The following is a 17,003-nucleotide window of genomic DNA, read 5'->3' on the forward strand; positions in this document are numbered from 1 at the left end:
TACAGGGCAAATTTACAAAAAAAATGGATTGAAAATATTTTACCCCTATTTTTTTTAGGGGTGTTGTGAATTTTAACTAAAATTTAAACAATGGTTTTATTTTTGAGAGGGGGCATTCTCTATTTATACTGAATCAGAATCTATGGTTCTCTCATTCTCTTGAACTGGGTTTGTATGAATGCTTTTTCTAAAAATAATCATAGTAATGATGACTGTAATGGCTAAACTGATTACCGTAATAGTATTGGAGCCATATCCCTCATTACAAAACTGCATGAAAACAGGATATGTTAAAGCTAAGGATAATATATAACTTATATATAGCTTTTGGAAATATAAATTGATAAGATACATAACTGCGACAGAGACGAAGATCAAAGGACCTATTCCGTCCAGAAAACCAAATAATCCTATAACAGAACTTTTTAGAAGTAATAGAAAGATATTGTCACGAAGAATAGTATCGTCCGAATTCCCTTCTTTTATCATTAAAAAAAGCATAAGCGCTAAGAAATAAAGCAGAATATGACAGATCCATACCTTCCAAAAAAGAGAAACTTTATGTACTCTGTATTTTATCTGGTTCAATATTCTTGATAATGTCATGGCTATGGTTCTTTGTATTGAACTTCCTTTTTATCTCAAATCCTATACCTAAGGTTGTATAAATATAAGATTAAAAAAAGAAATAGTTATTATTCAAAACAGAAGAAAAACTAATGCTCTGTCTTATTGTTCAGTCTGCTTTATCCATGGCTTTTAAACAACTTATTAAAAGATAGTTAAAATAAGTTGAACGGAGATTTTGTATATTTGTGTGAAATTTATTTTATGACAAATTCTAGAGCAAGAGAAACCACAGAGGCTATTGAAAGATTATACATCTCTATGAGACATTTATTTTATAGAGGATTTTTCAAGCCGGGAGGGGTTTCAGGAGAAAGTATCAGAAGTTTGTTGAAGATCATCAATCCGGAAATTTACGGAACCATGAATATTCCAAGTAAGTTGGAACTTGACGGGTTGATGTATGTTTTAGACAGACTTCCGGAAGGGATTGAGGAGTGTGCTTTTATTCATCTTACATCAGATGAAGGGTTTGATAAAGGAAGTTTCGAACCTATTGTTCCGAAGAAAAGAAGAAGAAACTGTTATAGAATAGACGAACACCAGATGAATATTGAGGTTCTTTTGGGCCGTTCCGAAATTTATGACATTCTTACCCACCTTACCTTCCTATTTATAGAAGCTGATAAAATCCGTAATCTGGCATTCATTCAGGATGAAAACTGGAAGCCAACACGTGCTTTCAAGATTATCGAAGAAGTAGTAAAAGGAGAGAAAAAATTCAGCAGAAAAGAAAAAGAGGTGGCACTTATTCACCTTTCCTCCCTTATAGGAAGATCTTTTGATGAAACGTTAAGAGCTTACAATACTTTTGGGGATGATGAAAACCCTGACCGTTTATTCAAAATTATCTACAACTTAGGAAAAGTAAGTCTCGATGATGCTAAAGGGAGCAGAGAAAGAGAAATTCATTTCAGTTCTATATTAAAAGAAAGAGTAGGTCACCATTATTTTGGAGAAAAATGGGCCAACAAAGTGAAGGAAGTTTTATTTGAAAACAATCTTCATATGCGCCCGTTGCACATTATTTCTGCCAATATGCACTCGGTGAAAAATATGCTGTATTCTAATAACGCCCTTAAAAAGAAACAGCATAATGAGGTAGATTACAAATTGTACGAAGAGATTTCGAATAAAAAAGAGCTTCGTGATAAAGTGCTGAAATATGCATTGGACGAAGGGATGATCCACATTGCCGATAAGAGCGGAAGTAATATTGATGTACAGATTATAGACCTCAGCAAAACAGATCTTAAGAATACACCATTCGCAGACTGCAAGTTTGGAGGAGATGATGTGGTGATGGTTTTTGACTATGCATTCGGAGAGCAGGCTTTCGAAGTAATGGATGAATTGCTAAGGCCTTTTGAGCATAAAGGAGAAGTATATATGATGCATGTAAAATCTGTTTCCATTATGGGGAAAGCAGGTATTCTTACAGGAGAAAAAGGAGATATTATGATTCCTACCTCTCATATTTTTGAAGGAACGGCAGATAACTATCCTTTTGAAAACGCATTGAAGTTGGACGATTTCAAAGATGATGAATTGAAAGCTTTTGAAGGACCAATGATTACCGTTTTAGGAACTTCCCTTCAGAATAAAGACATTCTTTCCTATTTTATGAACACTTCATGGAAGGCCATCGGTCTTGAAATGGAAGGAGCACACTATCAAAAAGCGATTCAGGTGGCTTCTAAGATCAGACACCACATTTCACCGGATCTGTTTGTATGCTACGCGTACTATGCATCGGATAACCCATTGGAAACGGGAAGTACATTATCCTCGGGAGGATTAGGGCTTACAGGAGTAAAACCAACTTATCTGATTACTTTAAGAATTCTTGAAAAGATTTTAAGAAGCGGAAAAAAAGAAGCTTCTGCTAAAAAATAATTGTAATATAAAATTATAATATCAACCTCAGATGTATTGACATCTGAGGTTTTTTGTGCTGGAGAAAATACCTCATTCCTTCACCCTTGTCAAGGTTTTAAACCTTGACAAGGGTGAAGAGATCTTGCTGAAAAAATCTTATATTGTGACTCTTGAAAAATAAAAACAATGACTTATGAGCTCAGTATTAGAATTATCAAAAAGATTCACAGAAGTCCTTCTCGATGGTCTCTGGATTGCCAATACCAATTTTAAAGATCAGCTTTCAGATGTTACCTGGGAGCAGGCGGTAACAAAGATAGATTCTTTGAATACCATTGCCATGCTTTCTTTTCATATTGATTATTATATAGCGGGACTCATAAATGTCTTTGAAGGAGGAGCCTTTGAAATAAAAGACAAATTCAGTTTTGATCTCCCTGCTATAGAATCCCAACAACAGTGGGAAGCTCTTTTGAATAAGCTCTGGAAAGATTCCGAAAATTTTGCCACTTTACTGGAACAGATGCCCGATTCTAAAATGGATGAGGTCTTCGTTGATGAAAAATACGGAACCTACCAAAGAAATATTGACGGAATGATTGAGCATTGTTACTATCATCTGGGGCAGATTACCTTAATCAAAAAACTCCTCAAAACCCCATAACTTTTATTGCTTTTCCCTGCTCTCCAAAAAAATATCCTCAATCATCTGCGAAAATCCGCGTCCTCTGCGGTTAAAAAATAAACTCTCACACCCATTAACCCTCCCAAAAAAAACTCTCCCCAATCATCCGTGAAAATCCGCGTCATCTGTGGTTAAAAAAATAAAAATTCCCACAATTAAAAAATTTAACAATTAAGATTTTAATTCATCTAAAACCATATAAAAAAGAATAAAAACCCTCTTATAACTCCACATTTGAGGGTTTTGTTTAAATTACCTACCTTTAGAAAAAATAAAATTTTAAATGAGAAAATCGGCTGCAATCATTTTTGCGTTTATCATTTCACAATTTCAGGCTCAGCAAGGAGCTTACTATCAGCAGGCTGCGAAGTACAAGATGGATATTGATGTTAATGCTGAAAAATTTACCTACCAGGGAAAACAGACTCTAGAATATACGAACAACTCACCCGATGAGCTGAATGTCGTGTATTTCCACTTATACTGGAACGCTTTTAAACCCAATTCCATGATGGACCAGAGAGTGGCTTCCCAGGGAAAAAATGGTGACTCCAGATTACAGAAAGACGGAATTTCAAGATTGGCCTCCATTCCAAAAGATCAGGAAGGAGCACAAAATATCCACTGGATTAAACAGAATGGCAAAGACCTGAAATTTGAAGTTCAGGAGACCATAATGAAAGTCTATTTAGCTGAACCTATCAAACCCAATTCAACAACAACCTTTACGATGGACTGGGATGCTGTGATCCCTCAGCAGATCAGAAGAAGTGGAAGAAATAACAGAGAAGGAGTAGATATGACCATGACGCAGTGGTATCCGAAAATTGCAGAGTACGATTATGATGGCTGGGCAACTTTTGATTATCTGGGAAGAGAATTCCATGCCCCTTTCTCAGACTTTGATGTTACCATTAAAATCAACAAAGACTATGTGGTAGGAGCAGGAGGAATCCTTGAAAACCCTACTGAGGTAAAAGGATACGATGCCAATGCGAAGATAAAGGCAGAAAAAGATAAAAAAGTAAGCTGGAAATGGACCGCTAAAAACATTCTGGATTTTGCCTGGAGTGCAGACAGAGACTATTCTGTAGAAAGCTTCAATGTTCCGGATGGGCCGAAAGTTTATTTCGTTTACCAGAAGAATGATAAAACAAAAGTGTGGGGAGAAGCACAGCCTTACGTTACGAAATACTTCCAGATCATGAACTCCCACTTTGGGAAATATGTATATCCAACTTATGCTTTCATCCAGGGTGGTGATGGCGGAATGGAGTACGGGATGTGCACCATGATCCTTGGAGAAGCGAAGAGCGTTAAAGATCTTTTAGGATTAATGGCTCACGAAGGATCTCACTCATGGTATCAGCAGATGCTTGCCACCAACGAGTCGGTGCGCCCGTGGATGGACGAAGGCTTTACAAGCTATGCAGAAGGATATACCATGTATCAGCTGTTTCCGGAGCAATTACCGAATCCTTTTATGGAAAGATTGGATGCCTACAGAAAATTTGTTAAAAAAGGAATTGAAGAACCTGCAGTATGGCTGGGAGATCACCACGATAACGGTACCGCTTATACCTATGCTTCCTATGTGAAAGGAGAATTGTTCCTTGTTCAGTTAGGATATATTATGGGAGAGGAGAAGCTCGCAGAAACCTTAAAACAATATTATGATCAGTGGAGTATGAAGCACCCTTCAGACAGAGACTTCCTGCATATTGCTCAGAAAGTTTCAGGGATGGACTTGAAGTGGTTCCAGAACTATTGGATCAATACTACCAAAACGATCGATTACGGGATCAAAGATGTGAAATATGAAGCTAATTCTACCACCATTACTTTGATCAATAAAGGTCAGGTTCCAATGCCGATTGATTTCAGTGTGCTGACAAAAGATAAGAAAGTGGTTACTTACCAGATTCCTCTTAATATGACACACACCTGGAAAGAAAAAGATTCTTATGGAGAATTTAAAACAATGCCTTACTGGCCTTGGACTCAGAAAGAGTATACCATTACAGTTCCTTATACAAAATCTCAGTTATCTGTATTAGGAATAGATTTCAGCCAGAGACTTGCTGATGTAAATATGGAAGACAACTTCGTAGAAGTGAAATAATTTCCCATAAATAATAAAGAAAACCGCAACAACGTTGCGGTTTTTTTGTTATCAAATTCTTTAATATTCTTTGGAGATTACTATCCTTTCTAAGGCACTTTAATCCATTTCTTAAATAGCCACCAGTTTAATATTCCCGAAATGATCATGATGAGAGAAAAATAAATATCAAATTCAGTATGGGTGGCCAAAACGATTACAGAATAGATGCTCATGAAATAAACAATGTGTATCCATAAGGCATTACCATACTTTACTGTAATAAAATACAGAATACTGAAAACACAGAAATAGACCAGAGCAAAGAGAAGACATTCATAAGTGAGAACCAACAGAAGAATAAAATCTAAACCATAAGGAGTTTTTGAAATAGCATAAATTTTATAAAACTTAATATCCGTATTCTCACTGAATACATACCCGAACAACAACTGTAATATATTCTTTAAGAATATAAAAATGTACATTGCTCCTATTAATTTTGGAATGGCTTTACTGAATTTCATAATCATTACAAATAAAATTAATTACATCCTAAAGAACTTAACGGTGCTTTATTTCTAAGATAGTCTCTTATCTTCGAATATTTAGGTCTATAGGTAATTTCTGGTACTTTTGTGGCAGAACCTCCTTTCTGATTTACATAGGCCGATAACTTATCCTGCATTCCTGTCCAAAGCTGGTCTGCTCCCAGAAAAGCACTCGCTTCCATAATGTAGTTGGCAAGATTTGGTGTATCTGTAACTTTCTTAGATACCCTGTCAACTCCTCTGGTATAAATATACATGGTATTTCCTTCCATATAATAACTGAAAACCCTGTTTCCTGCTACCGGATGTATGCCATCATAATCCATGCCCATCGGTGCTTTTATTGTCGAAAATATCCATGCATTGCTGCTTACCCCTGAGCACACTACGGTTCCGTCATCTATAGGAATTTCAATATGGATAAGAGCTCCTAAAGGATTGGAAGAATTCCACAAAGCAGTATCATCTATACCATAGTTACTGTCCACAATGGGAGTGAACTTCTCTGCAAATAAGTTGATGTTAAGTCTGAAAAAATTGAAAAACTCTGCAGGAGTATATTTCTCATTACTATTAGGCTTGTTAGGTAGGCTGCTTATTTTAATAGGGAACAAATCCATATTGACTCTGGCACTTGCAGCATCATCCAGATCTGTGATTTTCCAGTTGCTCCACCAGCTGGTCTGGTTTTTAATGTTTTCAAGTTTTGACTTTACACTTTGAGGAACCTGGTGAGTGGCTACATCCTGCCAGAATGGTAATTGGCTGCAAGGGATGTCCAATAGCAGATTCGGGTTTTGTGTAACCGCATTATCAAGAGTTTTAAAACGCTGGAATATTTCTAACGGAGAATCAATATCAATATAATCTGATTGCAGAAACTCATATACCATATTTAAGAATTCATGGTTTAAATCATTCACCTGAATACTTGGGTTGTCTTTAATATATTTTAACGTTGCTTTCACAAAAGTTTGTTGCTCATCACTTAAAAAGAAATCAAGAGGATAAAGCTGCTTCACGGCTAAAAACTGGTAGATCTTTAATCTGAACTGATCATTACTGTTTATTTGAGTGATCTCTTCTGTACTAAGACCTAGTGGATTAAAATCAGGTGGATTCTTTACAGTACCGGTCTTGATACCTTTAATACTATATATCGGTGCAACCGTAGGAATCGTAATAACAACAGGCGTGGTAGGAGTAGAAGGATCATCTATTACGCCACCGCCGATGCCACCACCACCGCCAGGGCTTCCTCCAGGAGACCCGTCTCCGCCACCAGGGCTTCCTGAATTTCCGCCGCCACCGCCACCGCCAGCGTTACAGTTTGGGTTATTGTAAGAAACTACAATATCCTCAGGCATATAAGCGTTTTCTACATCGCAATACTGTCCGTTGGTATGGTTGCCGGAATGCCCACAGTTGAATGTCGTGATCATGTAGGTGGTACATCCTACAGAAAATGTATCTATATACATTAGTTTAGAGTTCAGACCTCCTCCTGTAGTATTTTCAACCAGCTTTTCAAGTTGATAAGACTTAGGGTCAACCTGCATATTCGGAAGTCGCTTGTACTTGATAATATGCTTTTCTACAATTTGATTATCTACATATTTTAATACAAGTTTCTGTTCATAGTCGGTAGGAGCTGTTCCCAGAATATAAAAAGAATAATACTTGGCATTCAAATAATCTACCTCTTCAAAAACATCTGTATATACTTCAATTCCATTGATGATGGTACTTTTTGAAGTATTTTTTGCCGACGAAGAAAGATTAGTTTGCTTTAAGAAATCATTTACCGCCTCAACATTTGTTTTGAGTCCGAATTTGGTTTCATAATCGTGCTTAAAGAGTCGCTTCGTTACGATATTGTCCTTCGTGAAGACATTCTGATTTTGGCTGGGATTGTTTGAATTGACGTAGTCTAATTCTTCACGACAGCCCAATGTGAGAAAGGCTAATGTGAATAACATTAGAAGTTTGAGTTTTTTCATGGTTTTTAAGGGTTATTTTTCCGCAAGTATAGAGTTTTTCTGCGGATATTTTATTAATTTTTAATAAAAATGTTTTTAAATATCCTTAATGTGTTGTAAATATTCAATTAATAAATGGTTTTGTTGTGAATGTGATGTTTTTGAAAATTTGAAATAAGAGATCATTTCAATGCTCAAAAAGCTGTTCTTATTCGTAAGACGGCATTATTTTGTTGTAAACTTTTGCTATCCGTTACCTTGGGAATTAAGAATTTTTTTTCAAAATCTCTCAATGGAATAAAGTGAAAGATAGTTGTTAATAGGATAGCTTTTTTATTGTTTTTTTTTCGAATTAAGACTGTTTCAATGAAAAATAACAGTCGTTTGGTTACACCCAATGTTGTTTGAAACCAACGGAGACCTTGTTTGGTTTCCCGCAAGTTGCAGAAGACTTCCGGAGTCCTCCGGAACTCATAAACAAGTCTGTTTTAAACCTCCGGACATCTCTGGAAGAGAAAATCAACCCTGTTTGTAACTTCCGGAGTAGTTGTGTAGGTTACAAACAGTCTTGTTTTAAATAAGGAAAAAATAGAGAATTCTTTGCGATAGTTTTCTTTAAAAATTACTGGATACCGAATTGCTGTACCATCCAGTGATGAGGATGGTTTTTGATAAGGTCTTTTTTCAACACCTCATCCTTGGTATGCAGATAGCCGTATACTTTTAAGGGAATGGAATCCGGGTATTCCTTTAATCCACTGGTAACAGTAGCCTGGGCTTCCACCTTCTTCTGACCGGCGTCCAGGGCTTCTGTTTTATAGATATAAATAATTGCAGGGATCTTTCCGTATACACTTTTAGCCTCGTTTTCCAGCAGAGCCATGGTTTCTATCTGAAATTCCGGGTTGGCTGCTTTCCCTGCCATTACAGTCTGGCTGATATGCTGCTGATACATCAGAAAAAGAAAAAGAAGATGAAGGTTTTTTGTATTGGGGTCGGATGCTGCCCTCTCAATTTTATGCACCGTTTCCGGGGTCATTTCATCATCATCAGCCTGCAGGCTTTTCTGGTAAAACTCATCCATCAGATCGTAGACCGTTTTATCGCTAGCATCAATGGCCGTCTGGCTTTTTATCTTCTGAAAAGTTTCTTTTATTTGTGGACCTGACTGTGCAAAAGCAAAGAAGCTGAAGCATAAAAAAATTGCCAGAATCAGATTTTTCATAATGGGGTGCTAAAGTTTTCTGTTTAAATATAGGTATTTGTTCCAAGAAAGAAAAAAGAAATGAGCGGAACATGGTAATTTAGTTTATAATCAAAGAATGTTTTTCCTAAAATGATTAATTTTAGGGCTGCAAAATAACATAGAATTTCTATTCTTTCTATTAGAGAACGAACGGAAATTGAATTGAAAAATAGGTGAATGAATTCAATCGTAATCAACGTAGGAAACAGCAATATCCGATTTGGTCTTTTTGATGATGACAATTGTGATATATCGTGGGTAATCAATACAAAGCCATACAGAACTGCAGACGAGTTATATGTTCAGATGCTGATGCTTTATCAAACCTACAAAATTGAACCCAGCGAAATTCAAAAAGTAATTATAGGTTCCGTAGTACCTCAGCTTACCAAAGTGATGAGTGTGGCCATAAAAAAGATCCATGGGAAAAACCCTGTGATTGTAGACAGCAACACACCCTCCATTGTTCAGGCAAAATCCAAATCCAGAGGAACCGATATTTTTGCAAACCTTGTAGCAGCACATATGCTTTACCCGGGGAAGAAGAAAATAGTACTGGACTTTGGAACAGCACTTACTGCAAGCTGTATTTCTGAAACGGGGGAATCTCTAGGGGTAATTATCGCTCCGGGAATTATTACTTCGCTGAATTCTCTGATCAGCCAGACTGCCCAGCTTCCGGAAATAGAACTGAAAAAACCTAAAACGGTTCTTGGACTGGATACTGTAAGTTGCATGCAAAGCGGTATGGTATATGGTTTCTTAGGAATGGTAGAAGGCTTTATCGACAGGATCAACGAGGAAGTGAATGACGACTGCTTTGTGATTGCTACCGGAGGAGTTTCTCATGTTTATAAACCATTGACGAATAAAATTCACCTGATGGACAGGCTTCATACCTTGAAAGGGCTTTATTTTCTGGGAAAAGATTTATAAATTTATCAGATGAAGATGAGGTTCTCTATACAATGAGACTGCATCATATTCTCAATTTTAACCTTTACTGTCATGAAAAAGTTCCCTACGATAGAAACAGAAAGACTTATTCTTTCCCAACTGCAAGAGAAGGATATTCCTTTTATTGTTGAATACCTTCAGCATAGAATTTATTCTGATCTTACTTCTAATATCCCGTACCCTTATACTGAAGATGATGCGAGATTCTGGCTTCAGATGTCTAAAGAAGTATTTGAAGACCGTACAGGTTTTATTTTTGCGATCCGTAATAAAGAAGGACATCTTATGGGAGCAATAGGACTTCACGACAGAGAAGATGATAAGGCGGAATTGGGCTACTGGATGGGTATTCCTTATTGGAATAAAGGCTTTGTGACTGAGGCTGCGAAAGCAATTGTTGATTTTGGATTTAAAGATCTTGGATGTAATAAAATCTATGCTACTCATTTTCTGCACAATCCTGCTTCCGGAAGAATTATGGAAAAAATTGGAATGAAGCAAGAAGCTATTCTGAAACAACATGCCAAAAAAGACGGAACGTATCATGATCTTGCTATGTATTCTATTTTTAAAAGGAGCAAATAAGTTTACTACCACTTTAGTATTATAAAATAAAAGTCAGAGAATACTCCTATTCTCTGACTTTTTTATTTTCAAAACAATTTACTAATGATGCTTATAACTCAATTATAAGACTTAAGGAAGATATTTACAGACCTCCACAGGCATCACATTCTACTAATGGATAAACCCATACACCACCCGCATCCTGGAAAGGCATATTTCTGCATCCGATTTTTCTTACCCCATTACTGTCTATGTAAAAACATTGGTCAGGGCGAATTCCTCCATTAATTTTTGCGGTTTCTTTTCTTGATAATTTTCTCATGGTATTTAGTTTAGTTGTAAGTTAAATATAAGTAATTATTCAATACAATGTGTTTTTGTTTGATGTGAATATTGATTAATTTTAAATAATTTGTGATATTTTTAACTTTTTATCAAATCGATTATCAAAGGTTTAAATTTATTTATGAAAGAAAAGTACCTGTTTTTCCTATTGGTGATGAGCATATCTCTTACCGCTCAAACCAAACTTATTGCTTTTAAAAGTCATAGCGGTTCCACAGAAAATTTTGGAAGGGCTGTTGCCAATGATCTCTTTGATGCTAACTTTTCTAATCTTGGATTACCACCTAAAAAATATATAATAGAATCCAAACTGGATTCTGTGATTATTTTTGACGATGAAAAAAGTGTGTTGGTAACCAGTGAAAAGAGTTTTAAGGACCCTGAAGGAAAATGGATGTCTGAAAGAATACCTGTAGGCAGTCGCTCATTTTTTTCTAAGAAGAATATTGACAGCGCTAAAAAAAAACTAAAAAAAGACTATGATTTCGTCAATAATATGGACAGCGTTGTATTCATAAAATATGATAAAGAAAGTAAATCCTATAAAGAGATAAAACCTGTAAAAGTAGAAGAGAAGAAAGAAAAGAGAGAAAAAGGAACAGGAAGTATTTTGCTGGGAATATTGCTGATTTCGGGAGCATCTGGTTTTTATGGCTGGAAAAGAGTAAAAAGAAATAATGAATAAAGTACTGTCGGGAATAGGGCTGTTTTTTGTTCTCTTTATTCTGTTTTTTCCGCTAGATTTTCTGGGTAGTTTTCAGAAAACGATATCGTTATTTTTGTTTGAAGATCTTACAAAGTTGCTTATAGGATTTGTGCCGGGGCATCATCAATTCCGGATTGATTTTTCATCGGACAGTATTTCAATGTTTATTCTTGTTGGAGTTCTAATCTGTATTTCAGTTATTCTTTCATCGTTTATTAAAGGAAAGCATAGCCAGACTCTTCTGTTCTTATCTAAAGAGGCTATCATTCTGTACCTGATTGTCATATTCATGAAATACGGATTTGATAAAGTGTTTAAAGGACAGTTCTATCTTCCGGAACCTAACATTCTTTACTCCCGCTTTGGAAACCTGGATAAAGACATCCTGTTTTGGAGTACGATAGGTACTTCCCGTTTTTATTCTGTTTTTACAGGACTGATGGAGCTTTGTGCAGCAATACTGATCATTTTCAACAGAACAAGGGTTTTAGGACTTATTGTTTCTCTAGGAGTTTTGATACCTATTCTGGCAATTAATCTGGGGTTCGATATTTCTGTTAAGCTGTTTTCTATGATTCTGATTGGTATGGTAATGTTTGCTCTAAAAGAAAACTGGGTAATTCTGTATCATTTTTTTATTACAGGGAAAGAAGCCAAAATAATTAATGTTATATCGGAAGTTCCTGTGGCTTTTCTGATAGGGTTTAAAACTTTATTTTTGGGAATTGCCACTGTAATCATCCTTTATCCTTATATAAGTTCGGGAAATTATAACGATGATACGATGAAAAGACCATCTGTTCATGGCGTTTTCAGAAATATAAACAGAGACTCAGAGATGCAATACATCTTTTTTCACAGACAGGGATATCTGATTTTTATGGATAAAGAAGAGAAAATGCAGGATTTCCGTTACACCGTTGTTTCAGATCATGATTTGCTGCTGGAAGATTATAAGGGCAGGAAGATCCATGCTGAACTTCATTATCAGAAAAAAGACAGTCTTCTTACCCTTACGTTGGGACAAAAGAGTTGGGAGACTAAAGAAGAAAACTGGAAAAAGATGAATGCTTTAAAACCGCTTTTTCATATGACAATAGAAGACGCTGAATAAAGTTATCTTTTACTTTTAAAAAAATCTTTGACAATAGAAGAGCATTCGCTTTCCATAACGCCTGTGATGATTTCTGTTTTTGGATGCAGGCTAAGGTGTTTGTTGATGAACCCTCTCTGTTCATCTCTTGCGCCTATTACTACTTTGGAGATCTGCGACCAGGATAACGCTCCTGAGCACATGACGCAAGGCTCCATGGTTACATATAGAGTACAGTCTTTTAAATATTTCCCGCCCAGAAAATTAGCGGCTGCGGTGATGGCCTGCATTTCTGCATGAGCTGTTACGTCATTTAAGGTCTCAGTAAGGTTGTGGGCTCTTGCAATAATCCTGTTGTTGGATACGACTACGCATCCGATAGGAACCTCATCTTTTTCCAGGGCGGCTTCTGCTTCCTGCAGGGCCATTTTCATATAATATTCGTCAGTAAACATTGAATTAAAAGCTAGTATAAAAAATCGTCGTTAATATCTTTTTTATCAGTTTAATAAAAGGGTAAGCACTGGGATGCTCTTCGTTGTTATTCAGCCATCGTTAAAGTTAAAGGAAGCTTAAACCGATAGGAGGTTGGATCTCCGTTAAATGTGGCGGGTGAGAATTTCTCTCCCAGCGAGTATAACGCAATTTCCGCCTGTCTGTTGAACGTAAAATTATCCCCTTGGGCATGTACGTTGCTGATGCTACCATCTTTTTCTACAACGAATGCCACATCAGTCTTTATGGTTTTTTCTTGAGAATATACTCCGTCTACGTAGAGAAGATCTACCACTTCCTGTCTCAGAGAATTGAGCCCGCCGGGATAATCGGCTGCTTTTTGCGGATCGAGAGATTTTTCGGAGGTATTTTCTTTTGTCTTTTTGAGGGTTTGAAGGTCTTCTATATTTCTTACTCGCAGTAAAGCTCCAATAAGGGCAGTGTTTTCAATGCTGTCCATTTTTTTCATGAAAAAAAGAAAATCTCCTTTTATTTCAGTCTTCTTTGTTGTATTGGATTCTGCATCAAATTTTTTCTTAAATTCTTTACTCAGCATACTTCTGTGCTGGTTGTAATAGTTTTTCACAAGCCTGAATTCTTCTTTCTGCTGTGACAGGCAAAAGGAAGAAATAAAGCAGGAGAGGATGATGAATAAAGTTTTCAATAAGGTATATTTATGTAAATATAACAAAAAATATCAGACAGAGTGATTATCTATCAATTCTCCAGATAGCGGTTCAGAGATTCCTGCAGATGATTGCGGATGTCATCAACTAAACATTTAGGTTCCAATACGGTAACCTCTTTTCCGTAAGAAAGAATTTCCTGCATAAAGTCGTAAGTAGGGTGGAGGAAAAACTCAAAATAGATCTCTTCCGGAGTTTCCTTGGTCTCTTTCTGTGACTGATGAAGAGGAAAGCTTTTGATGTATTCTCCCTGATGTCGGCTGCACTTTAAAACAATTTTTTCGGGTTTCTGTTCTGTCAGATTCATGACGCCAAAAGCATTTTTAAAATGTTCTCTGAAGTTGTATTTGTATTTTTCGCGGTATTGGTTTTTACCTACATCGAGGTAGTTGATCCTGTCCAGTCCGAAAGATTTCAGCGCTTTATCTTTGGTGTCAATAGCGATGAGGTACCATCTGTCTTTGGATTCTTTCAGGGCAAGAGGATGAACTTTGCGGGAGGTCATCAACTTGTTTTTGTAGTTGTAATGTTCGAAGGAAACAATTCTTTTATTACGGATGGCAAAAAATAAGTCATAAAAATTCTCCACTCCGGTTGGTTTTCTGCTTTCAAAGAAGATGAAATTGGCAAAATCCGGATGGGTATTCATGGCGTTGCTTACCTGGAAAGATTCTAATAGTTTTTGGTTATATTCATCCACTTCCATAATGGGGCGACTTTCAATATAATAACGGTTGTCCCCCTTTTTTTTGTTGTGAATGGAAAGATTGAAAAGGTCGGAAATCTCACGGATATCTCTTTGCAGGGTACGAATAGAGTAGCTCTTGATATCCGCATCCTGGAATTCAAAAGAGTTTAAAAGATAGTCTTCCAGCTGAGAATAGGTAGCGGGAGAACTTTCTAATCTTTTAATAATTAAGGCATATCTCGTCAGATAAAAGTCTTTCTTCATAGTAAAGTTTTGTAAGACAAATATATGTGCTTAATGCGACAAAAGGTGTCGTGTTTTATTTTTCCCAGGCATAATTTCCATTTTTATCAATTTCAATCTTAGATTCCTCTGGAAAGATTAATATGGATAAAGGTTTTCCATCTTTATCATTTATCATTATTATGTAATTTTCATACATTTCATTAGGAGGAAACCCTTTTGAATAATCATACCATCCAGACCAATAATCTATATTAAATCTATTGTCTGGATCTTCTTTTTTCCAAAAGTTTAATTTTATGGGATACTGTTCATTATGATCTAATTTTAAATCTTTATAAACCTTAGCTATGGTTTTTTTAATCTGATCTTCCGTATGTTTCATGATTATCGAGTTGTATATATTAAAATGAGTTGATACTATATAACCAATAATAAGATATGCTTTCTAATGAGCAAAATAATAAAAAGAAGCCGTCTTTTTGGACGGCCTCTTTATTCAAGAGTTTTACTTCCTGTGTTTTATATTTGTAAAGTACTTTGATTATTTATAATCAAAACGGTCTTCGTCTGGGTACCAATACCCTTTTAAACATAATGGTAAAGAGTTATTTTCATAAGCTATTAATTGATCTTTCAGATTACTTGAAGTACTGAAAGTAACAACCCTTCCTGCTTTTTTTTCTACTAAAAAAGGACCATTACCTACTAATGACTTATTAAAGTTACCTGTTAAAAGATATTCTTTAGCATCATAAGAGTAGATATTACCATACGGCTTTTTAATAATTTTATCTATAATTACCTCAATATCTTCACCTCCTTCGCCTAGTTTTTTTAAAAAACGTTGTGCTATTGTTAGCATTTCTTTGTCTGTTAGCATAGATAAGATTGTTGTTTTCTTTTTCTGATTTTTTGTATTACCACTTGCTAATCATGTAAAAATGATAACTGTAAAAAGTATTTTTGTTTACAGATTCACTGGGTCAAAAAAGCCATCTTCATCTTCTTCTATTTGCAATAATTTATTTTTATCACTTTTATAAAGTTCGATATTTTCTTCTACAGAAATAGCGGTCATCATACAATATACATTTAGTGTTTCTTTCTCAATAATAATAGGTCCATTTCCAGCCAAAGCATTTGAAATATCATCTTTTACATTTTCTACTTGCCAATAAAATACCCAACCAAAAGGATGCTCTTGTGTAAGATCATCAAATATAATTATATTGGGCTTTCCCAAGTCGTTCCAAATTCGAAGGTTATTTTCATAATTTACAAATCGTTGCATTTTTGCCTTTGCTTGTTCTTTTGTATACATGATTTATTTCCTTCTTTATTTATAATCAAAACGGTCTTCATCTGGGTACCAGTAAAGGTCTAAACTTGGTGTCATTGTTCCATTTTCATAAGATTTTATATTGTCCTCTAAAGTTCCTAAAGAACCAAAGCTTACGACTCTTCCCGTTTCTTTTTCTACGATAAAAGGCCCTGAACCTACAAGAGCTGCAGTAGGATCTCCTTTTAATATATGTTTTTTAGAATTGAAAAAATAAATATTGCCATATGGCTTGTTTAAAGTGGCATTAGGAATAATCATCGTCTCAATATTCTTTGCAACTATTCTTCTTATGAAACGTTCTGCTATTTGTAGCATTTCTTTGTCTGCTAGCATAGAAATTATGTTTTTATCCTTTATTAAGAGAAGATAGAATAAAGCATTCTCTTTTGGATTGACTATTTTAAGTAACACATAGCTTACAATAAGATTTCTGGAAGGCTGATTTTGCTTGTTAGAGATTTACGGGATCAAAAAGACCTTCATCGTCTTCTTCTAATTGCAATAATTTATTTTTATCACTTTCATAAAGTTCAATATTTTCTTCTACAGAAATAGCGGTCATCATTTTATACATATTTAATGTAGCTTTCTCGATAATAATAGGTCCATTTCCTGACAGAAAATTTGAATAATCTTTTTTTATATTTTTTACTTGCCAATAAAATACCCATCCAAAAGAATGATCTTCTGTTAAATTATCATATATAATAATATCTGGTATTCCTTCATTATTCCATATTATTAAATTGTTTTGATAGTCAACAAAACGTTGCATTTTGGCCTGAGCCTGTTCTTTTGTATACATAATATT

General features: G+C 35.5%; 20 protein-coding genes. 7 read left to right on the forward strand and 13 right to left on the reverse strand.

Features of this window, described 5'->3' with window-relative positions; all coding sequences use genetic code 11:
- Positions 1–123: 123 nt before the first annotated feature.
- Positions 124–606 (reverse strand): hypothetical protein, encoded by a 483-nt coding sequence (locus ACQ76T_RS14810; protein ID WP_431344070.1) that lies wholly within the window; start codon positions 604–606, stop codon positions 124–126.
- A gap of 225 nt (positions 607–831) precedes the next feature.
- Between ACQ76T_RS14810 and ACQ76T_RS14815 the strand changes: the two genes are divergently transcribed.
- From ACQ76T_RS14815 to ACQ76T_RS14825, 3 genes are all read left to right on the forward strand, one after another.
- Complete coding sequence (locus tag ACQ76T_RS14815) at positions 832–2,523, forward strand: DUF6909 family protein (RefSeq protein WP_431344071.1); 1,692 nt, start codon at positions 832–834, stop codon at positions 2,521–2,523.
- 175 nt (positions 2,524–2,698) lie between these two features.
- Positions 2,699–3,169, forward strand: coding sequence for a DUF1572 domain-containing protein (locus tag ACQ76T_RS14820; RefSeq protein ID WP_431344072.1), 471 nt, complete (start codon positions 2,699–2,701; stop codon positions 3,167–3,169).
- Positions 3,170–3,473: 304 nt separating this feature from the next.
- Complete coding sequence (locus ACQ76T_RS14825) at positions 3,474–5,312, forward strand: M1 family metallopeptidase (protein ID WP_431344073.1); 1,839 nt, start codon at positions 3,474–3,476, stop codon at positions 5,310–5,312.
- Between the two features lie 89 nt (positions 5,313–5,401).
- Here the strand turns inward: ACQ76T_RS14825 and ACQ76T_RS14830 are convergent, their stop codons facing one another.
- From ACQ76T_RS14830 to ACQ76T_RS14840, 3 genes are all read right to left on the reverse strand, one after another.
- A complete protein-coding gene (locus tag ACQ76T_RS14830) occupies positions 5,402–5,818 on the reverse strand; it encodes a hypothetical protein (RefSeq protein ID WP_431344074.1) in 417 nt (138 codons plus the stop codon).
- Positions 5,819–5,835: 17 nt separating this feature from the next.
- Positions 5,836–7,842 carry a hypothetical protein gene (locus ACQ76T_RS14835; protein WP_431344075.1) on the reverse strand — a complete coding sequence of 669 codons (2,007 nt, stop codon included), beginning with the start codon at positions 7,840–7,842 and terminating at the stop codon, positions 5,836–5,838.
- 601 nt (positions 7,843–8,443) lie between these two features.
- Positions 8,444–9,046, reverse strand: a complete 603-nt coding sequence (locus ACQ76T_RS14840) for a hypothetical protein (RefSeq protein WP_431344076.1) — start codon at positions 9,044–9,046, stop codon at positions 8,444–8,446.
- A gap of 198 nt (positions 9,047–9,244) precedes the next feature.
- On the opposite strand from ACQ76T_RS14840, the gene ACQ76T_RS14845 reads away from it, so the two are divergent.
- Together ACQ76T_RS14845 and ACQ76T_RS14850 are read left to right on the forward strand one after the other, a co-directional pair.
- Positions 9,245–10,003 (forward strand): type III pantothenate kinase, encoded by a 759-nt coding sequence (locus ACQ76T_RS14845; protein WP_431344077.1) that lies wholly within the window; start codon positions 9,245–9,247, stop codon positions 10,001–10,003.
- Positions 10,004–10,075: 72 nt separating this feature from the next.
- Positions 10,076–10,609 carry a GNAT family N-acetyltransferase gene (locus ACQ76T_RS14850; RefSeq protein ID WP_431344078.1) on the forward strand — a complete coding sequence of 178 codons (534 nt, stop codon included), beginning with the start codon at positions 10,076–10,078 and terminating at the stop codon, positions 10,607–10,609.
- Between the two features lie 124 nt (positions 10,610–10,733).
- Here the strand turns inward: ACQ76T_RS14850 and ACQ76T_RS14855 are convergent, their stop codons facing one another.
- Positions 10,734–10,913, reverse strand: a complete 180-nt coding sequence (locus tag ACQ76T_RS14855; RefSeq protein ID WP_431344079.1) for a hypothetical protein — start codon at positions 10,911–10,913, stop codon at positions 10,734–10,736.
- Positions 10,914–11,057: 144 nt separating this feature from the next.
- Here ACQ76T_RS14855 and ACQ76T_RS14860 point away from each other — a divergent pair, with 144 nt between their 5' ends.
- Entirely contained in the window at positions 11,058–11,621 is a 564-nt protein-coding gene (locus ACQ76T_RS14860; RefSeq protein ID WP_431344080.1) for a hypothetical protein, read from the forward strand.
- Positions 11,614–12,756 (forward strand): hypothetical protein, encoded by a 1,143-nt coding sequence (locus ACQ76T_RS14865; RefSeq protein ID WP_431344081.1) that lies wholly within the window; start codon positions 11,614–11,616, stop codon positions 12,754–12,756. The genes ACQ76T_RS14860 and ACQ76T_RS14865 overlap by 8 nt, the downstream gene beginning before the upstream one ends.
- Positions 12,757–12,758: 2 nt before the next feature.
- Here ACQ76T_RS14865 and ACQ76T_RS14870 read toward each other — a convergent pair whose 3' ends face one another.
- From ACQ76T_RS14870 to ACQ76T_RS14905, 8 genes are all read right to left on the reverse strand, one after another.
- Complete coding sequence (locus ACQ76T_RS14870) at positions 12,759–13,190, reverse strand: nucleoside deaminase (protein WP_431344082.1); 432 nt, start codon at positions 13,188–13,190, stop codon at positions 12,759–12,761.
- Positions 13,191–13,276: 86 nt separating this feature from the next.
- Positions 13,277–13,894, reverse strand: coding sequence for an energy transducer TonB (locus tag ACQ76T_RS14875; RefSeq protein WP_431344083.1), 618 nt, complete (start codon positions 13,892–13,894; stop codon positions 13,277–13,279).
- Positions 13,895–13,947: 53 nt separating this feature from the next.
- Entirely contained in the window at positions 13,948–14,868 is a 921-nt protein-coding gene (locus ACQ76T_RS14880; RefSeq protein WP_422694344.1) for a helix-turn-helix transcriptional regulator, read from the reverse strand.
- A 55-nt stretch (positions 14,869–14,923) separates the two neighbouring features.
- The gene (locus ACQ76T_RS14885; protein ID WP_431344084.1) at positions 14,924–15,232 is read right to left on the reverse strand and encodes a hypothetical protein; all 309 of its coding nucleotides are present in this window, start codon (positions 15,230–15,232) and stop codon (positions 14,924–14,926) included.
- 159 nt (positions 15,233–15,391) lie between these two features.
- The gene (locus tag ACQ76T_RS14890) at positions 15,392–15,730 is read right to left on the reverse strand and encodes a YrhB domain-containing protein (protein ID WP_431344085.1); all 339 of its coding nucleotides are present in this window, start codon (positions 15,728–15,730) and stop codon (positions 15,392–15,394) included.
- Positions 15,731–15,817: 87 nt separating this feature from the next.
- On the reverse strand, positions 15,818–16,171 hold the full coding sequence (locus ACQ76T_RS14895) for a hypothetical protein (RefSeq protein ID WP_431344086.1): 354 nt from the start codon (positions 16,169–16,171) through the stop codon (positions 15,818–15,820).
- Between the two features lie 15 nt (positions 16,172–16,186).
- The gene (locus ACQ76T_RS14900) at positions 16,187–16,525 is read right to left on the reverse strand and encodes a hypothetical protein (protein ID WP_431344087.1); all 339 of its coding nucleotides are present in this window, start codon (positions 16,523–16,525) and stop codon (positions 16,187–16,189) included.
- A 118-nt stretch (positions 16,526–16,643) separates the two neighbouring features.
- Positions 16,644–16,997, reverse strand: a complete 354-nt coding sequence (locus tag ACQ76T_RS14905; RefSeq protein WP_431344088.1) for a hypothetical protein — start codon at positions 16,995–16,997, stop codon at positions 16,644–16,646.
- Positions 16,998–17,003: the final 6 nt, after the last annotated feature.

It is taken from the genome of Chryseobacterium sp. JK1 (genome assembly GCF_050632815.1).
Taxonomy (GTDB): domain Bacteria; phylum Bacteroidota; class Bacteroidia; order Flavobacteriales; family Weeksellaceae; genus Chryseobacterium.

What these genes read in the sequence shown, in the direction of transcription:
- ACQ76T_RS14860 (WP_431344080.1), top strand. Translation starts at nt 11,058, where the DNA reads ATGAAAGAAAAGTACCTGTTTTTCCTATTGGTGATGAGCATATCTCTT.
- ACQ76T_RS14850 (WP_431344078.1), top strand. Translation starts at nt 10,076, where the DNA reads ATGAAAAAGTTCCCTACGATAGAAACAGAAAGACTTATTCTTTCCCAA.
- ACQ76T_RS14865 (WP_431344081.1), top strand. Translation starts at nt 11,614, where the DNA reads ATGAATAAAGTACTGTCGGGAATAGGGCTGTTTTTTGTTCTCTTTATT.
- ACQ76T_RS14840 (WP_431344076.1), bottom strand. Translation starts at nt 9,046, where the DNA reads ATGAAAAATCTGATTCTGGCAATTTTTTTATGCTTCAGCTTCTTTGCT.
- ACQ76T_RS14880 (WP_422694344.1), bottom strand. Translation starts at nt 14,868, where the DNA reads ATGAAGAAAGACTTTTATCTGACGAGATATGCCTTAATTATTAAAAGA.
- ACQ76T_RS14835 (WP_431344075.1), bottom strand. Translation starts at nt 7,842, where the DNA reads ATGAAAAAACTCAAACTTCTAATGTTATTCACATTAGCCTTTCTCACA.
- ACQ76T_RS14905 (WP_431344088.1), bottom strand. Translation starts at nt 16,997, where the DNA reads ATGTATACAAAAGAACAGGCTCAGGCCAAAATGCAACGTTTTGTTGAC.
- ACQ76T_RS14820 (WP_431344072.1), top strand. Translation starts at nt 2,699, where the DNA reads ATGAGCTCAGTATTAGAATTATCAAAAAGATTCACAGAAGTCCTTCTC.
- ACQ76T_RS14870 (WP_431344082.1), bottom strand. Translation starts at nt 13,190, where the DNA reads ATGTTTACTGACGAATATTATATGAAAATGGCCCTGCAGGAAGCAGAA.
- ACQ76T_RS14845 (WP_431344077.1), top strand. Translation starts at nt 9,245, where the DNA reads ATGAATTCAATCGTAATCAACGTAGGAAACAGCAATATCCGATTTGGT.
- ACQ76T_RS14815 (WP_431344071.1), top strand. Translation starts at nt 832, where the DNA reads ATGACAAATTCTAGAGCAAGAGAAACCACAGAGGCTATTGAAAGATTA.
- ACQ76T_RS14900 (WP_431344087.1), bottom strand. Translation starts at nt 16,525, where the DNA reads ATGCTAGCAGACAAAGAAATGCTACAAATAGCAGAACGTTTCATAAGA.
- ACQ76T_RS14885 (WP_431344084.1), bottom strand. Translation starts at nt 15,232, where the DNA reads ATGAAACATACGGAAGATCAGATTAAAAAAACCATAGCTAAGGTTTAT.
- ACQ76T_RS14890 (WP_431344085.1), bottom strand. Translation starts at nt 15,730, where the DNA reads ATGCTAACAGACAAAGAAATGCTAACAATAGCACAACGTTTTTTAAAA.
- ACQ76T_RS14825 (WP_431344073.1), top strand. Translation starts at nt 3,474, where the DNA reads ATGAGAAAATCGGCTGCAATCATTTTTGCGTTTATCATTTCACAATTT.
- ACQ76T_RS14895 (WP_431344086.1), bottom strand. Translation starts at nt 16,171, where the DNA reads ATGTATACAAAAGAACAAGCAAAGGCAAAAATGCAACGATTTGTAAAT.
- ACQ76T_RS14830 (WP_431344074.1), bottom strand. Translation starts at nt 5,818, where the DNA reads ATGAAATTCAGTAAAGCCATTCCAAAATTAATAGGAGCAATGTACATT.
- ACQ76T_RS14810 (WP_431344070.1), bottom strand. Translation starts at nt 606, where the DNA reads ATGACATTATCAAGAATATTGAACCAGATAAAATACAGAGTACATAAA.
- ACQ76T_RS14855 (WP_431344079.1), bottom strand. Translation starts at nt 10,913, where the DNA reads ATGAGAAAATTATCAAGAAAAGAAACCGCAAAAATTAATGGAGGAATT.